15 protein-coding genes and 2 tRNA genes are annotated in these 17,305 nt (G+C 57.6%); 16 read left to right on the top strand and 1 reads right to left on the bottom strand.

Features of this window, described 5'->3' with window-relative positions:
• Nucleotides 1-50 precede the first annotated feature (50 nt).
• The 3 genes from carB to BB029_RS03835 are packed head-to-tail and all read left to right on the top strand — an operon-like array spanning nt 51 to nt 4,178.
• Complete coding sequence (gene carB / locus BB029_RS03845; protein WP_065938282.1) at nt 51-3,272, top strand: carbamoyl-phosphate synthase large subunit; 3,222 nt, start codon at nt 51-53, stop codon at nt 3,270-3,272.
• Nucleotides 3,269-3,745 (top strand): transcription elongation factor GreA, encoded by a 477-nt coding sequence (greA, locus tag BB029_RS03840; protein ID WP_027605363.1) that lies wholly within the window; start codon nt 3,269-3,271, stop codon nt 3,743-3,745. Before carB ends, greA begins: the two co-directional genes overlap by 4 nt.
• Before the next feature lie 28 nt (nt 3,746-3,773).
• On the top strand, nt 3,774-4,178 hold the full coding sequence (locus BB029_RS03835; protein ID WP_065938281.1) for an MFS transporter: 405 nt from the start codon (nt 3,774-3,776) through the stop codon (nt 4,176-4,178).
• Nucleotides 4,179-4,187: 9 nt separating this feature from the next.
• Here the strand turns inward: BB029_RS03835 and BB029_RS03830 are convergent, their stop codons facing one another.
• Nucleotides 4,188-4,496: a YhbY family RNA-binding protein gene (locus BB029_RS03830; protein ID WP_029298992.1), complete on the bottom strand. Its 309-nt coding sequence runs from the start codon at nt 4,494-4,496 to the stop codon at nt 4,188-4,190.
• Nucleotides 4,497-4,601: 105 nt separating this feature from the next.
• On the opposite strand from BB029_RS03830, the gene rlmE reads away from it, so the two are divergent.
• The 13 genes from rlmE (at nt 4,602) to truB (ending at nt 17,225) form a co-directional block, all read left to right on the top strand.
• Nucleotides 4,602-5,252 (top strand): 23S rRNA (uridine(2552)-2'-O)-methyltransferase RlmE, encoded by a 651-nt coding sequence (rlmE, locus tag BB029_RS03825; RefSeq protein WP_065938280.1) that lies wholly within the window; start codon nt 4,602-4,604, stop codon nt 5,250-5,252.
• Between the two features lie 200 nt (nt 5,253-5,452).
• Nucleotides 5,453-7,363, top strand: a complete 1,911-nt coding sequence (gene ftsH, locus BB029_RS03820) for an ATP-dependent zinc metalloprotease FtsH (protein WP_027605365.1) — start codon at nt 5,453-5,455, stop codon at nt 7,361-7,363.
• A gap of 8 nt (nt 7,364-7,371) precedes the next feature.
• On the top strand, nt 7,372-8,223 hold the full coding sequence (gene folP / locus BB029_RS03815) for a dihydropteroate synthase (protein ID WP_065938279.1): 852 nt from the start codon (nt 7,372-7,374) through the stop codon (nt 8,221-8,223).
• A gap of 16 nt (nt 8,224-8,239) precedes the next feature.
• On the top strand, nt 8,240-9,577 hold the full coding sequence (gene glmM / locus BB029_RS03810) for a phosphoglucosamine mutase (protein WP_027605367.1): 1,338 nt from the start codon (nt 8,240-8,242) through the stop codon (nt 9,575-9,577).
• Between the two features lie 66 nt (nt 9,578-9,643).
• Nucleotides 9,644-10,399, top strand: a complete 756-nt coding sequence (gene tpiA, locus BB029_RS03805) for a triose-phosphate isomerase (RefSeq protein ID WP_065938278.1) — start codon at nt 9,644-9,646, stop codon at nt 10,397-10,399.
• Nucleotides 10,400-10,403: 4 nt separating this feature from the next.
• The gene (gene secG, locus BB029_RS31800; RefSeq protein ID WP_010206600.1) at nt 10,404-10,787 is read left to right on the top strand and encodes a preprotein translocase subunit SecG; all 384 of its coding nucleotides are present in this window, start codon (nt 10,404-10,406) and stop codon (nt 10,785-10,787) included.
• 22 nt (nt 10,788-10,809) lie between these two features.
• Nucleotides 10,810-10,895: transfer RNA gene (locus BB029_RS03800), tRNA-Leu, on the top strand.
• 96 nt (nt 10,896-10,991) lie between these two features.
• Nucleotides 10,992-11,068 (top strand) — tRNA-Met (locus BB029_RS03795).
• A 140-nt stretch (nt 11,069-11,208) separates the two neighbouring features.
• Nucleotides 11,209-11,667, top strand: coding sequence for a ribosome maturation factor RimP (rimP, locus tag BB029_RS03790; protein ID WP_003235029.1), 459 nt, complete (start codon nt 11,209-11,211; stop codon nt 11,665-11,667).
• Nucleotides 11,668-11,714: 47 nt separating this feature from the next.
• Nucleotides 11,715-13,196 (top strand): transcription termination factor NusA, encoded by a 1,482-nt coding sequence (nusA, locus tag BB029_RS03785; protein ID WP_003212187.1) that lies wholly within the window; start codon nt 11,715-11,717, stop codon nt 13,194-13,196.
• Nucleotides 13,197-13,223: 27 nt separating this feature from the next.
• Nucleotides 13,224-15,749 (top strand): translation initiation factor IF-2, encoded by a 2,526-nt coding sequence (infB, locus tag BB029_RS03780; protein WP_027605369.1) that lies wholly within the window; start codon nt 13,224-13,226, stop codon nt 15,747-15,749.
• Between the two features lie 159 nt (nt 15,750-15,908).
• Nucleotides 15,909-16,304 carry a 30S ribosome-binding factor RbfA gene (rbfA, locus tag BB029_RS03775; RefSeq protein ID WP_003176137.1) on the top strand — a complete coding sequence of 132 codons (396 nt, stop codon included), beginning with the start codon at nt 15,909-15,911 and terminating at the stop codon, nt 16,302-16,304.
• Between the two features lie 3 nt (nt 16,305-16,307).
• Nucleotides 16,308-17,225, top strand: a complete 918-nt coding sequence (gene truB, locus BB029_RS03770; protein ID WP_027605370.1) for a tRNA pseudouridine(55) synthase TruB — start codon at nt 16,308-16,310, stop codon at nt 17,223-17,225.
• Nucleotides 17,226-17,305: the final 80 nt, after the last annotated feature.

Below are 17,305 nucleotides of genomic sequence, written 5' to 3'. Positions count from 1 at the left end.
ATTGTTCAAGACGGCTTGCCGACTGACCTGCGGATTTGAGTGACAAACCCATGCCAAAACGTACAGACATAAAAAGCATCCTGATTCTCGGCGCTGGCCCGATCGTTATCGGCCAGGCCTGCGAATTCGACTACTCCGGCGCCCAGGCTTGCAAGGCCCTGCGCGAAGAGGGTTACCGCGTCATCCTGGTGAACTCCAACCCGGCCACCATCATGACCGATCCGGACATGGCCGACGCCACCTATATCGAGCCGATCAAGTGGCAGACGGTTGCCAAGATCATCGAGAAAGAGCGTCCGGACGCACTGCTGCCGACCATGGGCGGCCAGACTGCATTGAACTGCGCCCTGGACCTGGAGCGCGAAGGCGTCCTGGAAAAATTCGGCGTAGAGATGATCGGCGCCAACGCCGACACCATCGACAAGGCTGAAGACCGTTCGCGCTTCGACAAGGCCATGAAGTCCATCGGCCTTGACTGCCCGCGCTCCGGTATCGCCCATAGCATGGAGGAGGCCAACGCAGTTCTCGAAAAGCTCGGCTTCCCGTGCATTATCCGTCCGTCCTTCACCATGGGCGGCACCGGTGGTGGCATTGCCTACAACCGTGAAGAGTTCGAAGAAATCTGCGCCCGTGGCCTGGACCTGTCTCCGACCAAAGAGCTGCTGATCGACGAATCCCTGATTGGCTGGAAAGAGTATGAGATGGAGGTTGTCCGCGACAAAAAGGACAATTGCATCATCGTCTGCTCCATCGAAAACTTCGACCCGATGGGTGTGCACACCGGTGACTCGATCACCGTTGCTCCGGCGCAGACCCTGACGGACAAGGAATACCAGATCATGCGTAACGCCTCGTTGGCGGTATTGCGTGAGATCGGCGTTGAAACCGGTGGCTCCAACGTTCAGTTCGGCATCTGCCCGGACACAGGCCGCATGGTCGTGATCGAGATGAACCCGCGTGTATCGCGTTCTTCGGCGCTGGCATCGAAAGCGACCGGCTTCCCGATTGCGCGTATCGCCGCCAAGCTGGCTATCGGTTACACCCTAGACGAACTGCAAAACGAAATCACGGGCGGCGCTACGCCGGCGTCCTTCGAACCGTCCATCGACTATGTCGTGACCAAGCTGCCACGCTTTGCCTTCGAGAAGTTCGCCAAGGCCGACGCGCGCCTGACCACCCAGATGAAGTCGGTGGGTGAAGTCATGGCCATCGGCCGGACCTTCCAGGAGTCCCTGCAGAAAGCCCTGCGTGGCCTGGAAGTCGGCGTTTGCGGCCTGGACGAGAAGCTCGACCTGAGCAATCCGGAAAGCATGAGCATCCTCAAGCGCGAGCTGACCGTACCGGGCGCCGAGCGTATCTGGTATGTGGCTGATGCCTTCCGCGCCGGCATGACTGTTGAAGACATCTTCGGCATGAACATGATCGATCCGTGGTTCCTGGTGCAGATCGAAGATCTGATCAAGGAAGAGGAGAAGGTCAAGACCCTGGGTCTGGCCAGCATCGACCGCGACATGATGTTCCGCCTCAAGCGCAAAGGCTTCTCCGACCAGCGCCTGGCCAAGCTGCTGGGTGTGACCGAGAAGAACCTGCGCACGCATCGCCACAAGCTGGAGATCTTCCCGGTCTACAAGCGCGTTGACACCTGTGCCGCCGAGTTCGCCACCGACACTGCGTACCTGTACTCCACCTACGAGGAAGAGTGCGAGGCCGCGCCGTCGGGCCGCGACAAGATTATCATCCTGGGCGGTGGTCCGAACCGTATCGGCCAGGGTATCGAATTCGACTATTGCTGCGTACATGCCGCCCTCGCGCTGCGCGAAGACGGGTACGAGACCATCATGGTCAACTGCAACCCGGAAACTGTTTCCACTGACTACGACACTTCCGACCGCCTGTACTTCGAGCCGGTAACGTTGGAAGACGTGTTGGAAATCTGTCGCGTCGAGAAGCCCAAAGGCGTGATCGTCCAGTACGGCGGCCAAACCCCGCTGAAACTGGCGCGTGCCCTTGAGGCTGCCGGCGTGCCAATCATCGGCACGAGCCCTGACGCCATCGACCGTGCCGAAGACCGTGAGCGCTTCCAGCAAATGGTTGAGCGCCTGAACCTGCGTCAGCCGCCAAACGCTACCGTGCGCAGCGAAGACGAGGCCATCCGTGCTGCCAGCAAGATCGGCTACCCGCTGGTGGTGCGTCCGTCCTACGTACTGGGCGGCCGGGCGATGGAAATCGTCTACGAAGAAGAAGAGCTCAAGCGTTACCTGCGTGATGCGGTAAAAGTGTCCAACGACAGCCCGGTGCTGCTGGACCACTTCCTCAACTGCGCCATCGAGATGGACGTGGATGCAGTTTGCGACGGTACCGACGTGGTCATCGGCGCGATCATGCAGCACATCGAGCAGGCGGGCGTTCACTCCGGTGACTCCGCGTGCTCGCTGCCGCCGTATTCGTTGCCTGCACATATCCAGGACGAGATGCGCGAGCAGGTCAAGAAAATGGCCTTGGAGTTGGGTGTTGTCGGCCTGATGAACGTACAGTTGGCGTTGCAAGGCGAAGACATCTACGTCATTGAGGTCAACCCGCGTGCTTCGCGTACCGTGCCGTTCGTTTCCAAGTGCATCGGCGTGTCCCTGGCCATGATCGCTGCGCGTGTGATGGCTGGTAAGACCTTGAAGGAAATTGGCTTCACCAAGGAAATCATTCCGAACTTCTACAGTGTGAAAGAGGCAGTGTTCCCATTTGCCAAATTCCCTGGTGTGGACCCGATCCTCGGCCCAGAGATGAAGTCCACCGGTGAAGTGATGGGTGTGGGCGATACCTTCGGTGAAGCATTCGCCAAGGCCCAGATGGGCGCCAGCGAAGTGCTGCCGACCGGCGGTACTGCGTTTATCAGCGTGCGTGATGATGACAAACCGCTGGTTGCAGGCGTGGCCCGTGATCTGATCAACTTGGGCTTTGAAGTCGTGGCAACTGCCGGGACCGCCAAGCTGATTGAAGCGGCCGGCTTGAAAGTGCGCCGCGTGAACAAGGTGACGGAAGGCCGTCCGCATGTGGTCGACATGATCAAGAATGACGAAGTCACGCTGATCATCAACACCACCGAAGGTCGCCAGTCGATCGCGGATTCCTACTCCATTCGCCGTAATGCCTTGCAGCACAAGATCTACTGCACCACCACTATTGCTGCTGGCGAAGCTATCTGCGAAGCGCTCAAGTTCGGTCCGGAAAAGACCGTGCGTCGCTTGCAGGATCTACACGCAGGATTGAAGGCATGATCAAATACCCAATGACCGTCCAGGGTGCCAAGGCCCTGGAAGAGGAGCACGCCCATCTGACCAAGGTCGTACGTCCAAAGCTGAGCCAGGACATTGGTACGGCCCGCGAGCTGGGTGACCTGAAGGAAAACGCCGAATACCACGCTGCTCGTGAGCAGCAGGGTATGGTCGAGGCGCGGATCCGTGATATCGAAGGCCGTTTGCAGAATGCGGTGATCATCGACGTCACGACTATTCCCCACACTGGCAAGGTGATTTTCGGTACCACCGTGGAGATCGCCAACGTCGAGACTGACGAGAGCGTGGTCTACCACATCGTGGGAGAGGACGAGGCTGACTTCAAGCTCGGCAAGATCTCCGTCGGCTCACCACTGGCCCGTGCCTTGATCGCCAAGGAAGAGGGTGATGTGGTGTCTGTCAAAACGCCAGGCGGTGTGATCGAGTACGAGATTGTTGAAGTTCGTCACATCTGAAAGGCGGCGCCCGCTTCGTGCGGGCGCCATGCTCTGGCAGCTTGCCCAGATGCTTTGGGTGGGCGGCCTGTGGTTGTTACATCTTGGTGTATTGCCGGTGCTGGGCCTGATTGGCCTGGCTCCGTTGCTGATCGATGAAATCGATGGATTATTGAGTGCGCTGCTGGTGGGTTTCGCGGCGGCGTGCGTAGCACTTCAGGCATTGGTGCTGGTCAAGGCTGAAGGCTTGGAGAGTCTGTGGCGGGATATTCGCGGCCAACTGCTGTTGATGGCGCTGTATGCGTGTGCAATGTATTGCATTGTGCATGTCTGGCTGCCGGAAGCGTTGCGCTGGCAGCTATTCAGCTATCTTGTGCTAGGGTTCTCCGGCCTGGTGCTGGTTATACAGCCTGCTCCGGGATGGAGTGGCGGGGCGCGCGAAGCACGCCCGTGACCCTTTGTATTACTTGAAGCGGTGTACGTTCGACAGTTGCTTGTTGGCGCTGAAGTTCTTGCGATACAGCAGCGCCATCTTGCCGATGACCTGAACCAGGTCCGCCTTGCCAACCTTGCACAGTTCTGCAATGGCGGCCAGGCGTGCTTCGCGGTCAAGGATGTTGACCTTGATCTTGATCAGTTCGTGATCGCCCAGTGCGCGTTCAAGTTCGGCTAACACACCTTCAGTCAAACCGTTGTCTGCCACAATCAGAACTGGTTTCAGATGGTGGCCAATGGATTTGTACTGTTTCTTCTGCTCTTGAGTGAGCGGCATAATCTGACCCCTGCGTCTGATCTTGTAAAAAGCGGCGGCCAGTTTACCCGAGCGAGTCCGGGACCGCCCAGTTAATCACGACCCGTTTTATTTTCGAGGTGGCCCGTGGCCCGTTCCAAAACTAGCCTTAAGTGGCTGCAAGAGCATTTCAACGATCCTTACGTCAAAAAGGCGCAAAAGGATGGCTATCGTTCCCGGGCCAGCTACAAGCTGTTGGAGATCCAGGATAAGGACAAGTTGATTCGTCCTGGCATGAGCGTTATCGACCTTGGCGCGGCCCCTGGTGGCTGGTCCCAGGTGACCAGTCGTCTGATTGGTGGTCAAGGCCGCCTGATCGCTTCCGACATCCTGGAAATGGACAGCATCCCGGACGTGACCTTTGTTCATGGAGACTTTACCCAGGACACCGTGCTGGCCCAGATCCTCGAGGCTGTGGGAAATTCGCAGGTAGACCTTGTGATTTCCGACATGGCCCCCAATATGAGTGGATTACCGGCCGTTGATATGCCGCGGGCCATGTTCCTTTGTGAATTGGCGCTGGATTTGGCAGGTCGGGTGTTGCGTCCCGGTGGCGATTTCCTGGTGAAGGTGTTCCAGGGAGAGGGTTTCGACGAGTACCACAAGAACATCCGCAAGTTGTTCGAGAAGGTGCAGACGCGTAAACCAGACTCTTCCCGGGACCGGTCCAGGGAGCAATACCTGCTGTGCCGCGGCTTCCGTGGTGTCGAAGGCGCGGCGAGTGAAGAGCGTTTTTGAGGAATTCGAGGAGGGCGATAGGTTTTTTTATATCGCTTTCGTCACGAAGCTTTACGAATATTGTGTAGTCAAAGTTTCACAAAGGGTTACAGACGGCGCCTGCCAGAGTTGTAGGTTATGTAGTAAGTTAGGCCGGTGAATATCATGCGAAGCACGCGCCAGTAGCGGAGCTTGCTTCAGAGGGTAGTTAATTGAACGATATGGCAAAGAATCTGATCCTGTGGTTGATCATCGCGGCTGTCCTCGTGACGGTGATGAACAACTTCTCCAGCCCTAACGAGCCGCAGACCCTCAACTATTCCGACTTCATCCAGCAAGTTAAGGATGGCAAGGTCGAGCGCGTAGCGGTTGATGGCTACGTGATCACCGGCAAACGCAACGATGGCGATAGCTTCAAGACCATTCGTCCGGCAATTCAGGACAATGGTCTGATTGGCGACCTGGTGGATAACCACGTGGTTGTCGAAGGCAAGCAGCCTGAACAGCAGAGCATCTGGACTCAACTCCTGGTGGCAAGCTTCCCGATCCTGGTGATTATTGCCGTGTTCATGTTCTTCATGCGCCAGATGCAAGGTGGTGCGGGAGGCAAGGGCGGGCCGATGAGCTTCGGCAAGAGCAAGGCGCGCCTGCTCTCTGAAGATCAGGTGAAGACCACCCTGGCTGACGTAGCGGGTTGCGATGAAGCCAAGGAAGAAGTCGGCGAGCTGGTTGAGTTCTTGCGCGATCCAGGCAAATTCCAGCGCCTGGGTGGCCGTATTCCTCGCGGCGTGCTGATGGTCGGCCCCCCAGGTACCGGTAAAACCTTGCTGGCCAAGGCGATTGCCGGCGAAGCCAAGGTACCGTTCTTCACCATTTCCGGTTCTGACTTCGTTGAAATGTTCGTCGGTGTCGGTGCGAGCCGCGTTCGCGACATGTTCGAACAGGCCAAGAAGCATGCACCATGCATCATCTTCATCGATGAAATCGACGCCGTTGGTCGCCATCGTGGTGCTGGCATGGGCGGTGGTCATGATGAGCGTGAGCAGACCCTCAACCAGTTGCTGGTCGAGATGGATGGTTTCGAGATGAATGACGGCATCATCGTCATCGCGGCAACCAACCGTCCGGACGTGCTGGATCCTGCGCTGCTGCGTCCAGGCCGCTTTGACCGCCAGGTGGTGGTTGGCCTGCCGGACATCCGTGGGCGCGAACAAATCCTGAAAGTGCACATGCGCAAAGTGCCAATGGGCGACGACGTTGCACCGGCTGTGATTGCCCGTGGTACCCCGGGGTTCTCGGGTGCTGACCTGGCTAACCTGGTGAACGAGGCTTCGCTGTTTGCAGCCCGTACCGGCAAGCGCATCGTTGAAATGAAAGAGTTCGAGCTGGCGAAAGACAAGATCATGATGGGCGCTGAGCGCAAATCCATGGTCATGTCCGAAAAAGAGAAGCAGAACACTGCTTACCACGAAGCCGGCCACGCCATTGTGGGGCGTGTCGTGCCTGAGCATGACCCGGTCTACAAAGTGTCGATCATTCCTCGTGGTCGCGCCTTGGGTGTCACCATGTTCCTGCCGGAAGAGGATCGTTACAGCCTCTCCAAGCGTGCGCTCATCAGTCAGATCTGCTCGCTGTACGGCGGTCGAATCGCTGAAGAGATGACCTTGGGCTTCGATGGTGTGACCACGGGGGCTTCCAACGACATCATGCGCGCCAGCCAGATTGCGCGGAACATGGTGACCAAGTGGGGTTTGTCGGAAAAACTCGGTCCTTTGATGTACGCCGAGGAAGAAGGTGAAGTATTCCTGGGTCGTGGCGGCGGTGGTCAAAACGCCAGTTTCTCCGGTGAGACAGCCAAGCTGATCGATTCTGAGGTGCGCAGTATCATTGACCAGTGCTATGGCACTGCCAAGCAGATCCTGACCGATAATCGCGACAAGCTTGATGCAATGGCTGATGCATTGATGAAGTACGAGACCATCGATGCAGACCAGATCGACGACATTATGGCCGGTCGGGCGCCTCGTGAGCCTCGTGATTGGGAAGGTGGTTCTGGTACTTCGGGCACCCCGCCTGTGGTTCAGAACGAGCGCCCTGAAACCCCAATCGGCGGCCCGGCAGCTGATCATTAAGGTTTGAGATGACTTTTGCTCCGTCCTCCCCCCGGTTGCCTTGCGGCAACCGGGTTCTTGATTTGGCCCATACGCATGTCATGGGCATTCTTAATGTAACCCCTGACTCCTTTTCCGATGGTGGCCGCTTCAGCCAGCTTGATGCTGCATTGCGTCACGCAGAAGCCATGGTGGCGGCCGGCGCGACCTTGATTGATGTCGGTGGTGAATCGACTCGGCCTGGTGCTCGCGCAGTTTCTCCTCTGGAGGAGTTGGAGCGCGTGGCGCCGATTGTCGAGCGCATCGCTCGAGAGTTGGATGTGATCATTTCGGTTGATACCTCCACCCCGGCCGTGATGCGTGAGACTGCGCGACTAGGTGCCGGCTTGATCAACGATGTGCGGTCCCTGCGGCGCGACGGCGCTCTGGATGCAGCTGCAGCTACCGGTTTGCCGGTGTGTTTGATGCATATGCTGGGTGAGCCCGGCAATATGCAGGACAGCCCGCACTATGATGACCTGGTTGGTGAAGTGAGTGGTTTTCTCTCCGAGCGCGTTGCCCAATGCGCTGCGGTAGGTATTGCGTCGGAAAGGATCATCCTTGATCCGGGGTTTGGTTTCGCCAAGACCCTGCAGCACAATTTGAGTTTGTTCAAACACATGGAGTCCTTGCATGCCCTTGGTCGGCCCCTGTTGGTCGGTGTTTCGCGCAAGAGCATGATAGGGCTGGCATTGAGCCGTCCGGTGGGTGAGCGGTTGTACGGCGGTCTTGCACTGGCGGCGCTCGCGGTGACCAAGGGTGCGCGCATCTTGCGTGTGCATGACGTTGCTGAGACCGTGGATGTGGTACGCATGATTGCAGCTGTGGAATCAGCCGAATAAGAATGATGGAGCACTTATGACTAAAAAATACTTTGGCACCGACGGTATCCGTGGTCGGGTCGGCGAGTTTCCGATTACTCCTGATTTCATGCTCAAGCTTGGATGGGCGGCGGGCATGGCGTTCCGCAGCATGGGGGCATGCCGCATCCTGGTGGGCAAGGACACCCGAATTTCGGGGTACATGTTTGAATCAGCGCTTGAGGCCGGCTTATCCGCCGCAGGCGCCGATGTGATGTTGCTGGGGCCAATGCCGACGCCCGCGATTGCATACCTGACGCGTACCTTTCACGCTGAGGCCGGTATTGTGATCAGTGCTTCGCACAACCCACATGACGACAACGGCATCAAGTTCTTCTCCGGTCAGGGCACCAAGTTGCCGGATGAGATTGAGCTGATGATCGAAGAACTGTTGGATGCGCCGATGACCGTGGTCGAGTCCAGCAAGCTGGGCAAGGTGTCGCGCATCAATGACGCGTCCGGTCGTTATATCGAGTTCTGCAAGAGCAGTGTGCCTACCAGTACCAATTTTGCTGGCCTGAAGGTTGTTGTCGACTGCGCCCATGGTGCGACCTATAAAGTCGCGCCAAGCGTATTCAGGGAGCTTGGCGCAGACGTGACAGTGCTGTCGGCTCAACCCAACGGATTGAACATCAACGAAAACTGCGGCTCCACCCATATGGAGCAGTTGCAGGCCGCTGTCCTGGCCGAGCACGCCGACCTCGGGATTGCCTTCGACGGTGACGGCGACCGCGTGCTGATGGTTGACCACACGGGTGCCGTGGTGGACGGCGATGATCTGTTGTTCATCATTGCCCGCGACCTGCACGAGCGTAACAAGCTGCAAGGCGGTGTCGTAGGTACGCTGATGAGCAACCTGGGGCTTGAGCTGGCGTTGGCAGACCTGGGTATTCCTTTTGTTCGTGCCAATGTCGGTGACCGGTATGTGATCGCCGAGCTGCTGGAGCGTAACTGGCAGGTAGGTGGTGAGAACTCCGGGCACGTGGTGTGCTTCCAGCACACCACCACCGGTGACGCGATTATTGCGGCGTTGCAGGTGTTATTGGCTTTGCGTCGCCGCGAAGAGAGCCTGGCCCAGGCGCGTCAGGCTTTGCGCAAATGTCCGCAAGTATTGCTGAACGTGCGTTTCGCAGGTGGGGAAAACCCGATCGAGCACCCTGCTGTCAAAGAGGCTTGCGAACGCGCGACCCTGGCAATGGCTGGTCGTGGACGGGTATTGCTACGCAAGTCCGGCACAGAGCCTTTGGTGCGCGTCATGGTCGAAGGTGACGACGAAATACAGGTTCGCGGTCATGCCGAGGACCTGGCAAAACTGGTAACTGAAGTTTGCGCCTGAATTCGGCTTGCCAGTGATGATGTGGTTGGGTAACATCTGCGCCCACTTTGACCGACGAGGTACAGCATGCGTCGCACTATGGTAGCTGGTAACTGGAAGATGCACGGTACCCGCGCCAGTGTCGCTGAGCTGATCAATGGCCTTCGTCACTTGGCCTTGCCTGGCGGTGTTGATATCGCGGTGTTCCCGCCTTGCTTGCATATCACCCAAGTGGTGGATGGCTTGAAAGGTAAGTCGATTCAGGTCGGCGCGCAGAACTCTGCGGTGGAAGCCATGCAAGGTGCGTTGACCGGTGAGATTGCACCGAGTCAGCTGGTTGATGCGGGTTGTTCCTATGTGCTCGTCGGGCACTCCGAGCGCCGTCAGATGATGGGCGAGCGTGATGGGACACTCAATCGCAAGTTCGCAGCAGCGCAGGCTTGTGGCTTGATTCCGGTGTTGTGTATTGGGGAGACCCTTGAGCAGCGTGAATCGGGCAAGACTCTTGAAGTTGTCTCGCGTCAGCTTGGCAGCATCATCGAGGAGCTGGGTGTTGGTGCGTTCGCAAAGGCGGTAATTGCTTACGAGCCGGTCTGGGCCATTGGTACCGGGCTGACTGCTACACCGCAACAGGCGCAGGATGTGCACGCAGCCATTCGCGCTCAGTTGGCGGCAGAGAATTCTGAAGTTGCACAAGGTGTGCGGCTTCTATACGGCGGCAGCGTGAAGGCGGCCAATGCGGTCGAACTGTTCGGCATGCCGGATATCGATGGGGGGCTCATTGGTGGAGCTTCCCTGAATGCAGATGAGTTCGGTGCGATTTGTCGCGCCGCGGGAAACTGAAAAAATGCTGGAAACAGTCGTAGTCGTTTTTCATCTGTTGGCTGCCCTGGGCGTAGTTGCCCTGGTTTTGTTGCAACAGGGTAAAGGTGCGGATGCTGGTGCGTCTTTCGGTGCAGGTGCTTCAAATACTGTGTTCGGAAGCCAAGGTTCCTCTACCTTTCTTAGTAAGTTTACTGCTATACTTGCCGCCGGTTTCTTCATAACCAGCTTAGGGTTAGGTTACTTTGCTAAAGAGAAAGCTCATGTGCTGACTCAAGTAGGTTTGCCAAATCCAGCAGTGTTGGAAGTTCCAAAAGCAAAACCGGCTTCTGATGATGTCCCGGTGCTTCAAGAGCAAAAGTCGGCTACTCCAGCGACTGACGTACCTCCAGCTCAAGAGCAGAAGTAAGAAGGGTTGTAAACGCTGTATTGCCGAGGTGGTGGAATTGGTAGACACGCAACCTTGAGGTGGTTGTGCCCATAGGGTGTAGGGGTTCGAGTCCCCTTCTCGGTACCAATTATCAGGAGAGCCCGCTGTTGCGGGCTTTCTTGTAGGTGGAAGGTTACATTGACCCTGTAAGGGATCGGTCGTATACTTCCGCCCCAGCTTTGTCGCGGGGTGGAGCAGTCTGGTAGCTCGTCGGGCTCATAACCCGAAGGTCGTCGGTTCAAATCCGGCCCCCGCAACCAGTTTTAGCGGAGCCCCTTTTAAGGGGCTTTTTGTTAGCTGGACACTTTCAACGCCGCTGTTCGACGGCGTTTCAAGGATGGGCGTTTCGCCCATTTTTTTATTTTGCACAGCATGCACATACATGCACGAGGGGGTTCAGGTGTCGAGCAAGCTAGAAGAGTTGCAGGCCTTGTTGGCCCCGGTGGTCGTGGCCCTAGGCTATGAATGCTGGGGTATTGAGTTTTCGGCTCAAGGTCGCCACTCAATGTTGCGCGTTTATATCGATAAAGAGGGCGGCGTGCTGGTGGACGATTGTGCCATTGTCAGCCGTCAGATCAGCGGTGTTCTGGATGTTGAAGATCCTATCTCCGTTGAGTACACCCTCGAAGTTTCCTCGCCAGGCATGGAACGCCCACTGTTCACTATTGATCAGTTTGCAAAATTTGCCGGTGAACAAGTGAAGATCAAGCTGCGATCCCCGTTCGAAGGGCGTCGCAACTTTCAGGGCCTTCTGCGCGGTGTAGAAGAACAGGATGTCGTGGTGCAGGTAGAAGACCATGAGTTCCTGTTGCCGATCGATATGATCGACAAGGCCAACATTATTCCCAGTTTTGACTGAGACGCGGATCCCGCGGATCCAATGGCTTGCGAAAGGCGAGGCGTACGATGAGCAAAGAAGTACTGCTGGTTGTTGAGTCGGTATCCAATGAAAAGGGCGTACCGGCAAACGTGATTTTTGAAGCGCTGGAGCTGGCCCTGGCCACTGCTACCAAAAAGCGTTTTGAAGACGAAGTTGATCTGCGTGTGGAAATCAACCGCCACACCGGTGCCTATGAGACTTTCCGTCGCTGGACGGTCGTCGAAGAAGCCGATCTTGATGATCCGGCCATCGAAACCTGGCCAAGCAAGGTTGCTGAAACGCACCCAGGCGCCCAGGTCGGTGATGTCGTTGAAGAAAAGATCGAGTCCATCGAGTTCGGCCGCATTGCTGCACAGACCGCCAAGCAGGTCATCGTGCAGAAGGTTCGCGAAGCCGAGCGCGCTCAAGTCGTTGATGCCTATCGCGAGCGTCTGGGGGAAATCATCTCCGGCACCGTGAAAAAAGTTACCCGCGACAATGTGATCGTCGACCTGGGCAACAACGCTGAAGCGTTGCTGGCCCGCGAAGACATCATCTCCCGCGAAACCTTCCGTGTTGGCGTGCGTTTGCGTGCGCTGCTCAAGGAAATCCGCACCGAGAACCGTGGCCCTCAGTTGATCCTGTCGCGTACTGCGCCGGAAATGCTGATTGAGCTGTTCCGTATCGAGGTGCCGGAAATTGCCGAAGGCCTGATCGAAGTCATGGCTGCGTCCCGCGACCCGGGTTCGCGTGCCAAGATCGCGGTCCGCTCCAAGGACAAACGCATCGACCCGCAAGGCGCTTGCATCGGTATGCGCGGTTCGCGCGTCCAGGCAGTGTCGGGCGAATTGGGTGGTGAGCGTGTGGACATCGTCCTCTGGGACGATAACCCGGCGCAGTTCGTGATCAATGCCATGTCGCCGGCTGAAGTGGCGGCAATTATCGTTGACGAAGATGCCCATGCAATGGACATCGCCGTTGGCGCAGACAATCTGGCCCAGGCCATTGGTCGTGGTGGTCAGAACGTGCGTCTGGCCAGCCAGTTGACCGGCTGGACCCTGAACGTAATGACCGAATCGGACATCCAGGCTAAGCAGCAAGCTGAAACCGGTGACATCCTGCGCAACTTCATCGACGAGTTGGAAGTCGACGAAGACCTGGCGCAGGTGCTGGTAGATGAAGGCTTCACCAGCCTGGAAGAGATTGCCTACGTACCGTTGGAAGAAATGCTCAACATCGACGGCTTTGACGAAGACACCGTCAACGAGCTTCGCGCTCGGGCCAAGGATCGTTTGTTGACTAAAGCCATCGCTACTGAGGAAAAGCTGGCAGACGCCCATCCGGCCGAAGACCTGCTCTCGCTTGAGGGTATGGACAAGGATTTGGCGATGGAACTGGCGGTGCGCGGCGTAATTACCCGCGAAGACCTGGCCGAGCAGTCTATTGACGATCTGCTCGACATCGACGGCATTGACGATGATCGTGCCGGCAAGTTGATCATGGCCGCCCGAGCCCATTGGTTCGAGTAATTAGGCGCGGCCTGAGGAGAGAAGTGCATGACGCAAGTCACGGTGAAACAACTGGCCGATGAGGTCAAAACACCGGTAGAGCGCCTGTTGCAGCAGATGCGTGAGGCAGGTCTGCCGCACACCGCCGCCGATGAAGGTGTGAGCGATAGTGAGAAGCAGTCTTTGCTGACTCACTTGAAGAGCAGCCACAAGGCGAAAGTGGAAGAACCGCGCAAGATTACATTGCAGCGCAAAACCACCAGCACCCTGCGGGTTGCGGGTAGCAAGAGCATCAGCGTTGAAGTGCGCAAGAAGAAAGTCTTCGTACAGCGCAGCCCGGAAGAAATCGAAGCCGAGCGCAAACGCGAACTGGAAGAACGTCGCGCAGTAGAAAATGCTGCACGTCAGAAGGCTGAAGAAGAAGCCAAGCGTCGCGCCGAAGAAGAAGCGCGTCGTCAGCCTGCTGCTGCGCAAACGGCTTCCACTGAAGCGGTAGCCGCGCCTGGCGCTCCTGCAGACGCTGTGCGTGAGGCCGCTCCGGTTGCCGCTGCACCAGCACCTGCTGCCGATGCCCGCAAGCGCGAGGAACCTCGTCGTCCGGATAAACCACGTGCCGACGATAACAATCGTCGCGGTGGTGGTGGCGATGGCGAGCGCAAAAACGCTCCCCATCGTGCTTCGGTCAAAGAGAAAGCGCCTGCTCCACGCGTTGCTCCACGGACTACCGACGAAGAAAGCGATGGCTTCCGTCGTGGTGGTCGCGGCAAGGCCAAGCTGAAGAAACGCAACGCCCACGGTTTCCAGAGCCCAACCGGCCCTGTCGTGCGTGATGTGCAGATCGGCGAGACCATCACGGTTGGCGATCTTGCCAACCAGATGTCGGTCAAGGCTGCTGAAATCATCAAGTTCATGTTCAAACTGGGTACTCCAGCGACCATCAACCAGGTGCTTGATCAGGAAACTGCTCAACTGGTAGCCGAAGAACTGGGCCACAAAGTGACCCTGGTCAGCGACACCGCCCTGGAAGACTCCCTGGCAGAGTCCCTGAAGTTTGAAGGCGAGACATTCTCCCGTGCGCCAGTCGTGACCGTAATGGGCCACGTTGACCATGGTAAGACTTCGCTGCTCGACTACATCCGTCGTGCCAAGGTAGCTGCTGGCGAAGCCGGTGGTATCACCCAGCACATCGGTGCGTACCACGTTGAAACCGAGCGCGGCATGGTCACCTTCCTCGACACCCCAGGTCACGCCGCGTTTACCGCAATGCGTGCCCGTGGTGCCAAGGCGACTGACATCGTGATCCTGGTCGTTGCAGCGGACGACGGCGTGATGCCGCAGACCATTGAAGCTGTCCAGCACGCTAAAGCCGCTGGTGTTCCTCTGGTTGTTGCCGTGAACAAGATCGACAAGCCGGGCGCCGATCTCGATCGCATCCGTAGCGAACTGTCGGTTCATGGCGTGACGTCTGAAGAGTGGGGCGGTGATACGCCATTCGTTTCGGTTTCGGCGAAAGTCGGTACTGGCGTGGACGAACTGCTCGAAGCTGTCCTGCTGCAAGCTGAAGTACTTGAACTGAAAGCAACCCCATCGGCCCCAGGTCGTGGTGTTGTGGTTGAGTCGCGTCTCGACAAAGGTCGTGGCCCGGTTGCAACCGTACTGGTTCAAGACGGTACCCTGCGTCAAGGCGACATGGTACTGGTCGGTTCGAACTATGGCCGTGTACGTGCCATGCTCGACGAGAACGGCAAGCCAATCAAGGAAGCCGGTCCTTCCATCCCTGTCGAGATCCTCGGCCTGGACGGTACTCCGGACGCTGGCGACGAGATGAGCGTGCTGTCTGACGAGAAGAAAGCCCGTGAAGTGGCTCTGTTCCGTCAAGGCAAGTTCCGTGAAGTCAAACTGGCTCGCGCGCATGCCGGCAAGCTGGAAAACATCTTCGAGAACATGGGCCAGGCCGAGAAGAAGACGCTTAACATCGTCCTCAAGTCTGACGTTCGTGGTTCCCTCGAAGCGTTGAACGGCGCCTTGAATGGCCTGGGTAACGACGAAGTGCAAGTGCGTGTTGTGGGTGGCGGTGTCGGTGGTATCACCGAGTCCGACGCCAACCTGGCACTGGCTTCCAACGCTGTACTGTTCGGCTTCAACGTGCGTGCCGATGCTGGTGCTCGCAAGATCGTCGAGCAGGAAGGCCTGGACATGCGTTACTACAACGTCATCTACGACATCATCGAGGACGTCAAGAAAGCCCTCACCGGCATGCTTGGCAGTGACGTCCGGGAGAATATCCTGGGTGTCGCCGAGGTTCGTGACGTGTTCCGCTCGCCGAAATTCGGTGCGATCGCCGGTTGCATGGTTATCGAAGGTACCGTGTACCGTAACCGTCCAATCCGTGTACTGCGTGAAGACATCGTTATCTTCGAAGGCGAGCTGGAATCCCTGCGCCGCTTCAAGGATGACGCTTCCGAAGTGCGTGCCGGCATGGAATGCGGTATCGGCGTCAAGAGCTACAACGACGTCAAGGCTGGTGACAAGATCGAAGTCTACGAGAAGGTTCAGGTTGCTCGCAGCCTCTAACTCGCGCACTTCAGGAGCCACGCCGCGTGTGGGCATGCAAATGCCCCGCGCAGCGTGCGGACTCTAAACGCAACGCCCGGTCTGGCTTTTGTCAGGCCGGGCGTTTGCCGCTTTCAGACCCCATGGGTTTCACCGTGTGGCAGTAACAGGTAACAAGACATGGCAAAAGAATACAGCCGTACCCAGCGTATCGGCGATCAGATGCAGCGTGAGCTGGCCCAACTGATCCGTCGCGAAGTCAAAGACCCCCGCGTTGGCCTGGTCACCATCACCGCTGTTGAAGTGAGCCGTGACGTGGGTCACGCGAAGATCTTCATCACCGTGATGGGGCAGGACAACAGCGAAGAAATCGCGCAAAGCATCAAGGTGCTCAACTCGGCGGCAGGTTTCCTGCGCATGCAGTTGGCCCGTGAAATGAAGCTGCGCAGCGTGCCCCAGTTGCACTTTCACTACGACGAAAGCGTCGTGCGTGGCGCGCATCTGTCGGCACTGATCGAGCGCGCCGTGGCTGAAGACAGCCAGCACCCATCCACACCTGAAGACGCCAAGGAGTAAGCGGTGGCTCAGGTCAAACGTATCCGTCGCAACGTCAGCGGCATCATTCTGCTCGACAAGCCGATTGGCTTCACCTCCAATGCCGCGTTGCAGAAGGTCCGCTGGTTGCTCAATGCCGAGAAGGCCGGACACACCGGCAGCCTCGATCCCCTGGCCACCGGTGTACTGCCGTTGTGCTTTGGCGAGGCCACCAAGTTCTCGCAATACCTGCTCGATTCCGACAAGGGTTACGAAACCCTGATGCAACTGGGCAAGACCACCACCACGGCAGACGCCGAAGGTGATGTTTTGCAGGTTCGCGACGTGACCGTTGGTCGTGCTGATATCGAAGCTGCTTTACCTGCTTTTCGTGGACAAATCAGTCAGATACCGCCGATGTACTCGGCGCTCAAGCGTGATGGGCAGCCCCTTTACAAGCTGGCACGTGCGGGCGAAGTAGTGGAGCGCGAACCGCGTTCTGTTACTATTGCGCGCTTGGAATTGCTCGCCTGTGAAGGTGACACCGCACGCTTGGCCGTAGACTGTAGCAAAGGCACTTATATCCGTACCCTGGTGGAAGATATTGGTGAACAGCTCGGTTGCGGCGCGTATGTAGCTGAACTGCGACGCACCCAGGCCGGACCTTTCAGCCTGGCCCAGACGGTCACGTTGGAAGAGTTGGAGGCGGTACACGCCGAAGGTGGCAACGAAGCGGTTGATCGCTTCCTGATGCCGTCGGACAGTGGTTTGCTGGATTGGCCATTACTGCACTTTTCGGAACATAGCGCGTTCTACTGGCTAAACGGCCAGCCGGTACGCGCCCCGGATGCCCCGAAGTTCGGCATGGTGCGGGTACAGGATCATAACGGTCGCTTTATCGGTATCGGTGAAGTGAGCGAAGACGGGCGCATCGCGCCACGTCGACTGATTCGGTCAGAATGACCGAACGAGTGTGGCTGTTAACAGGCACGGTCAACACTCATTTTTAGATACAGGGATTTGTCCCTGGCCTGTTGAAACTG

This window comes from Pseudomonas sp. S3E12 (genome assembly GCF_001702295.1).
Classification (GTDB): Bacteria; Pseudomonadota; Gammaproteobacteria; order Pseudomonadales; family Pseudomonadaceae; genus Aquipseudomonas; species Aquipseudomonas marginalis.
The sequence above is the reverse complement of the archived record's forward strand: the minus strand, read 5'-3'. Positions and strand labels throughout refer to the sequence as shown.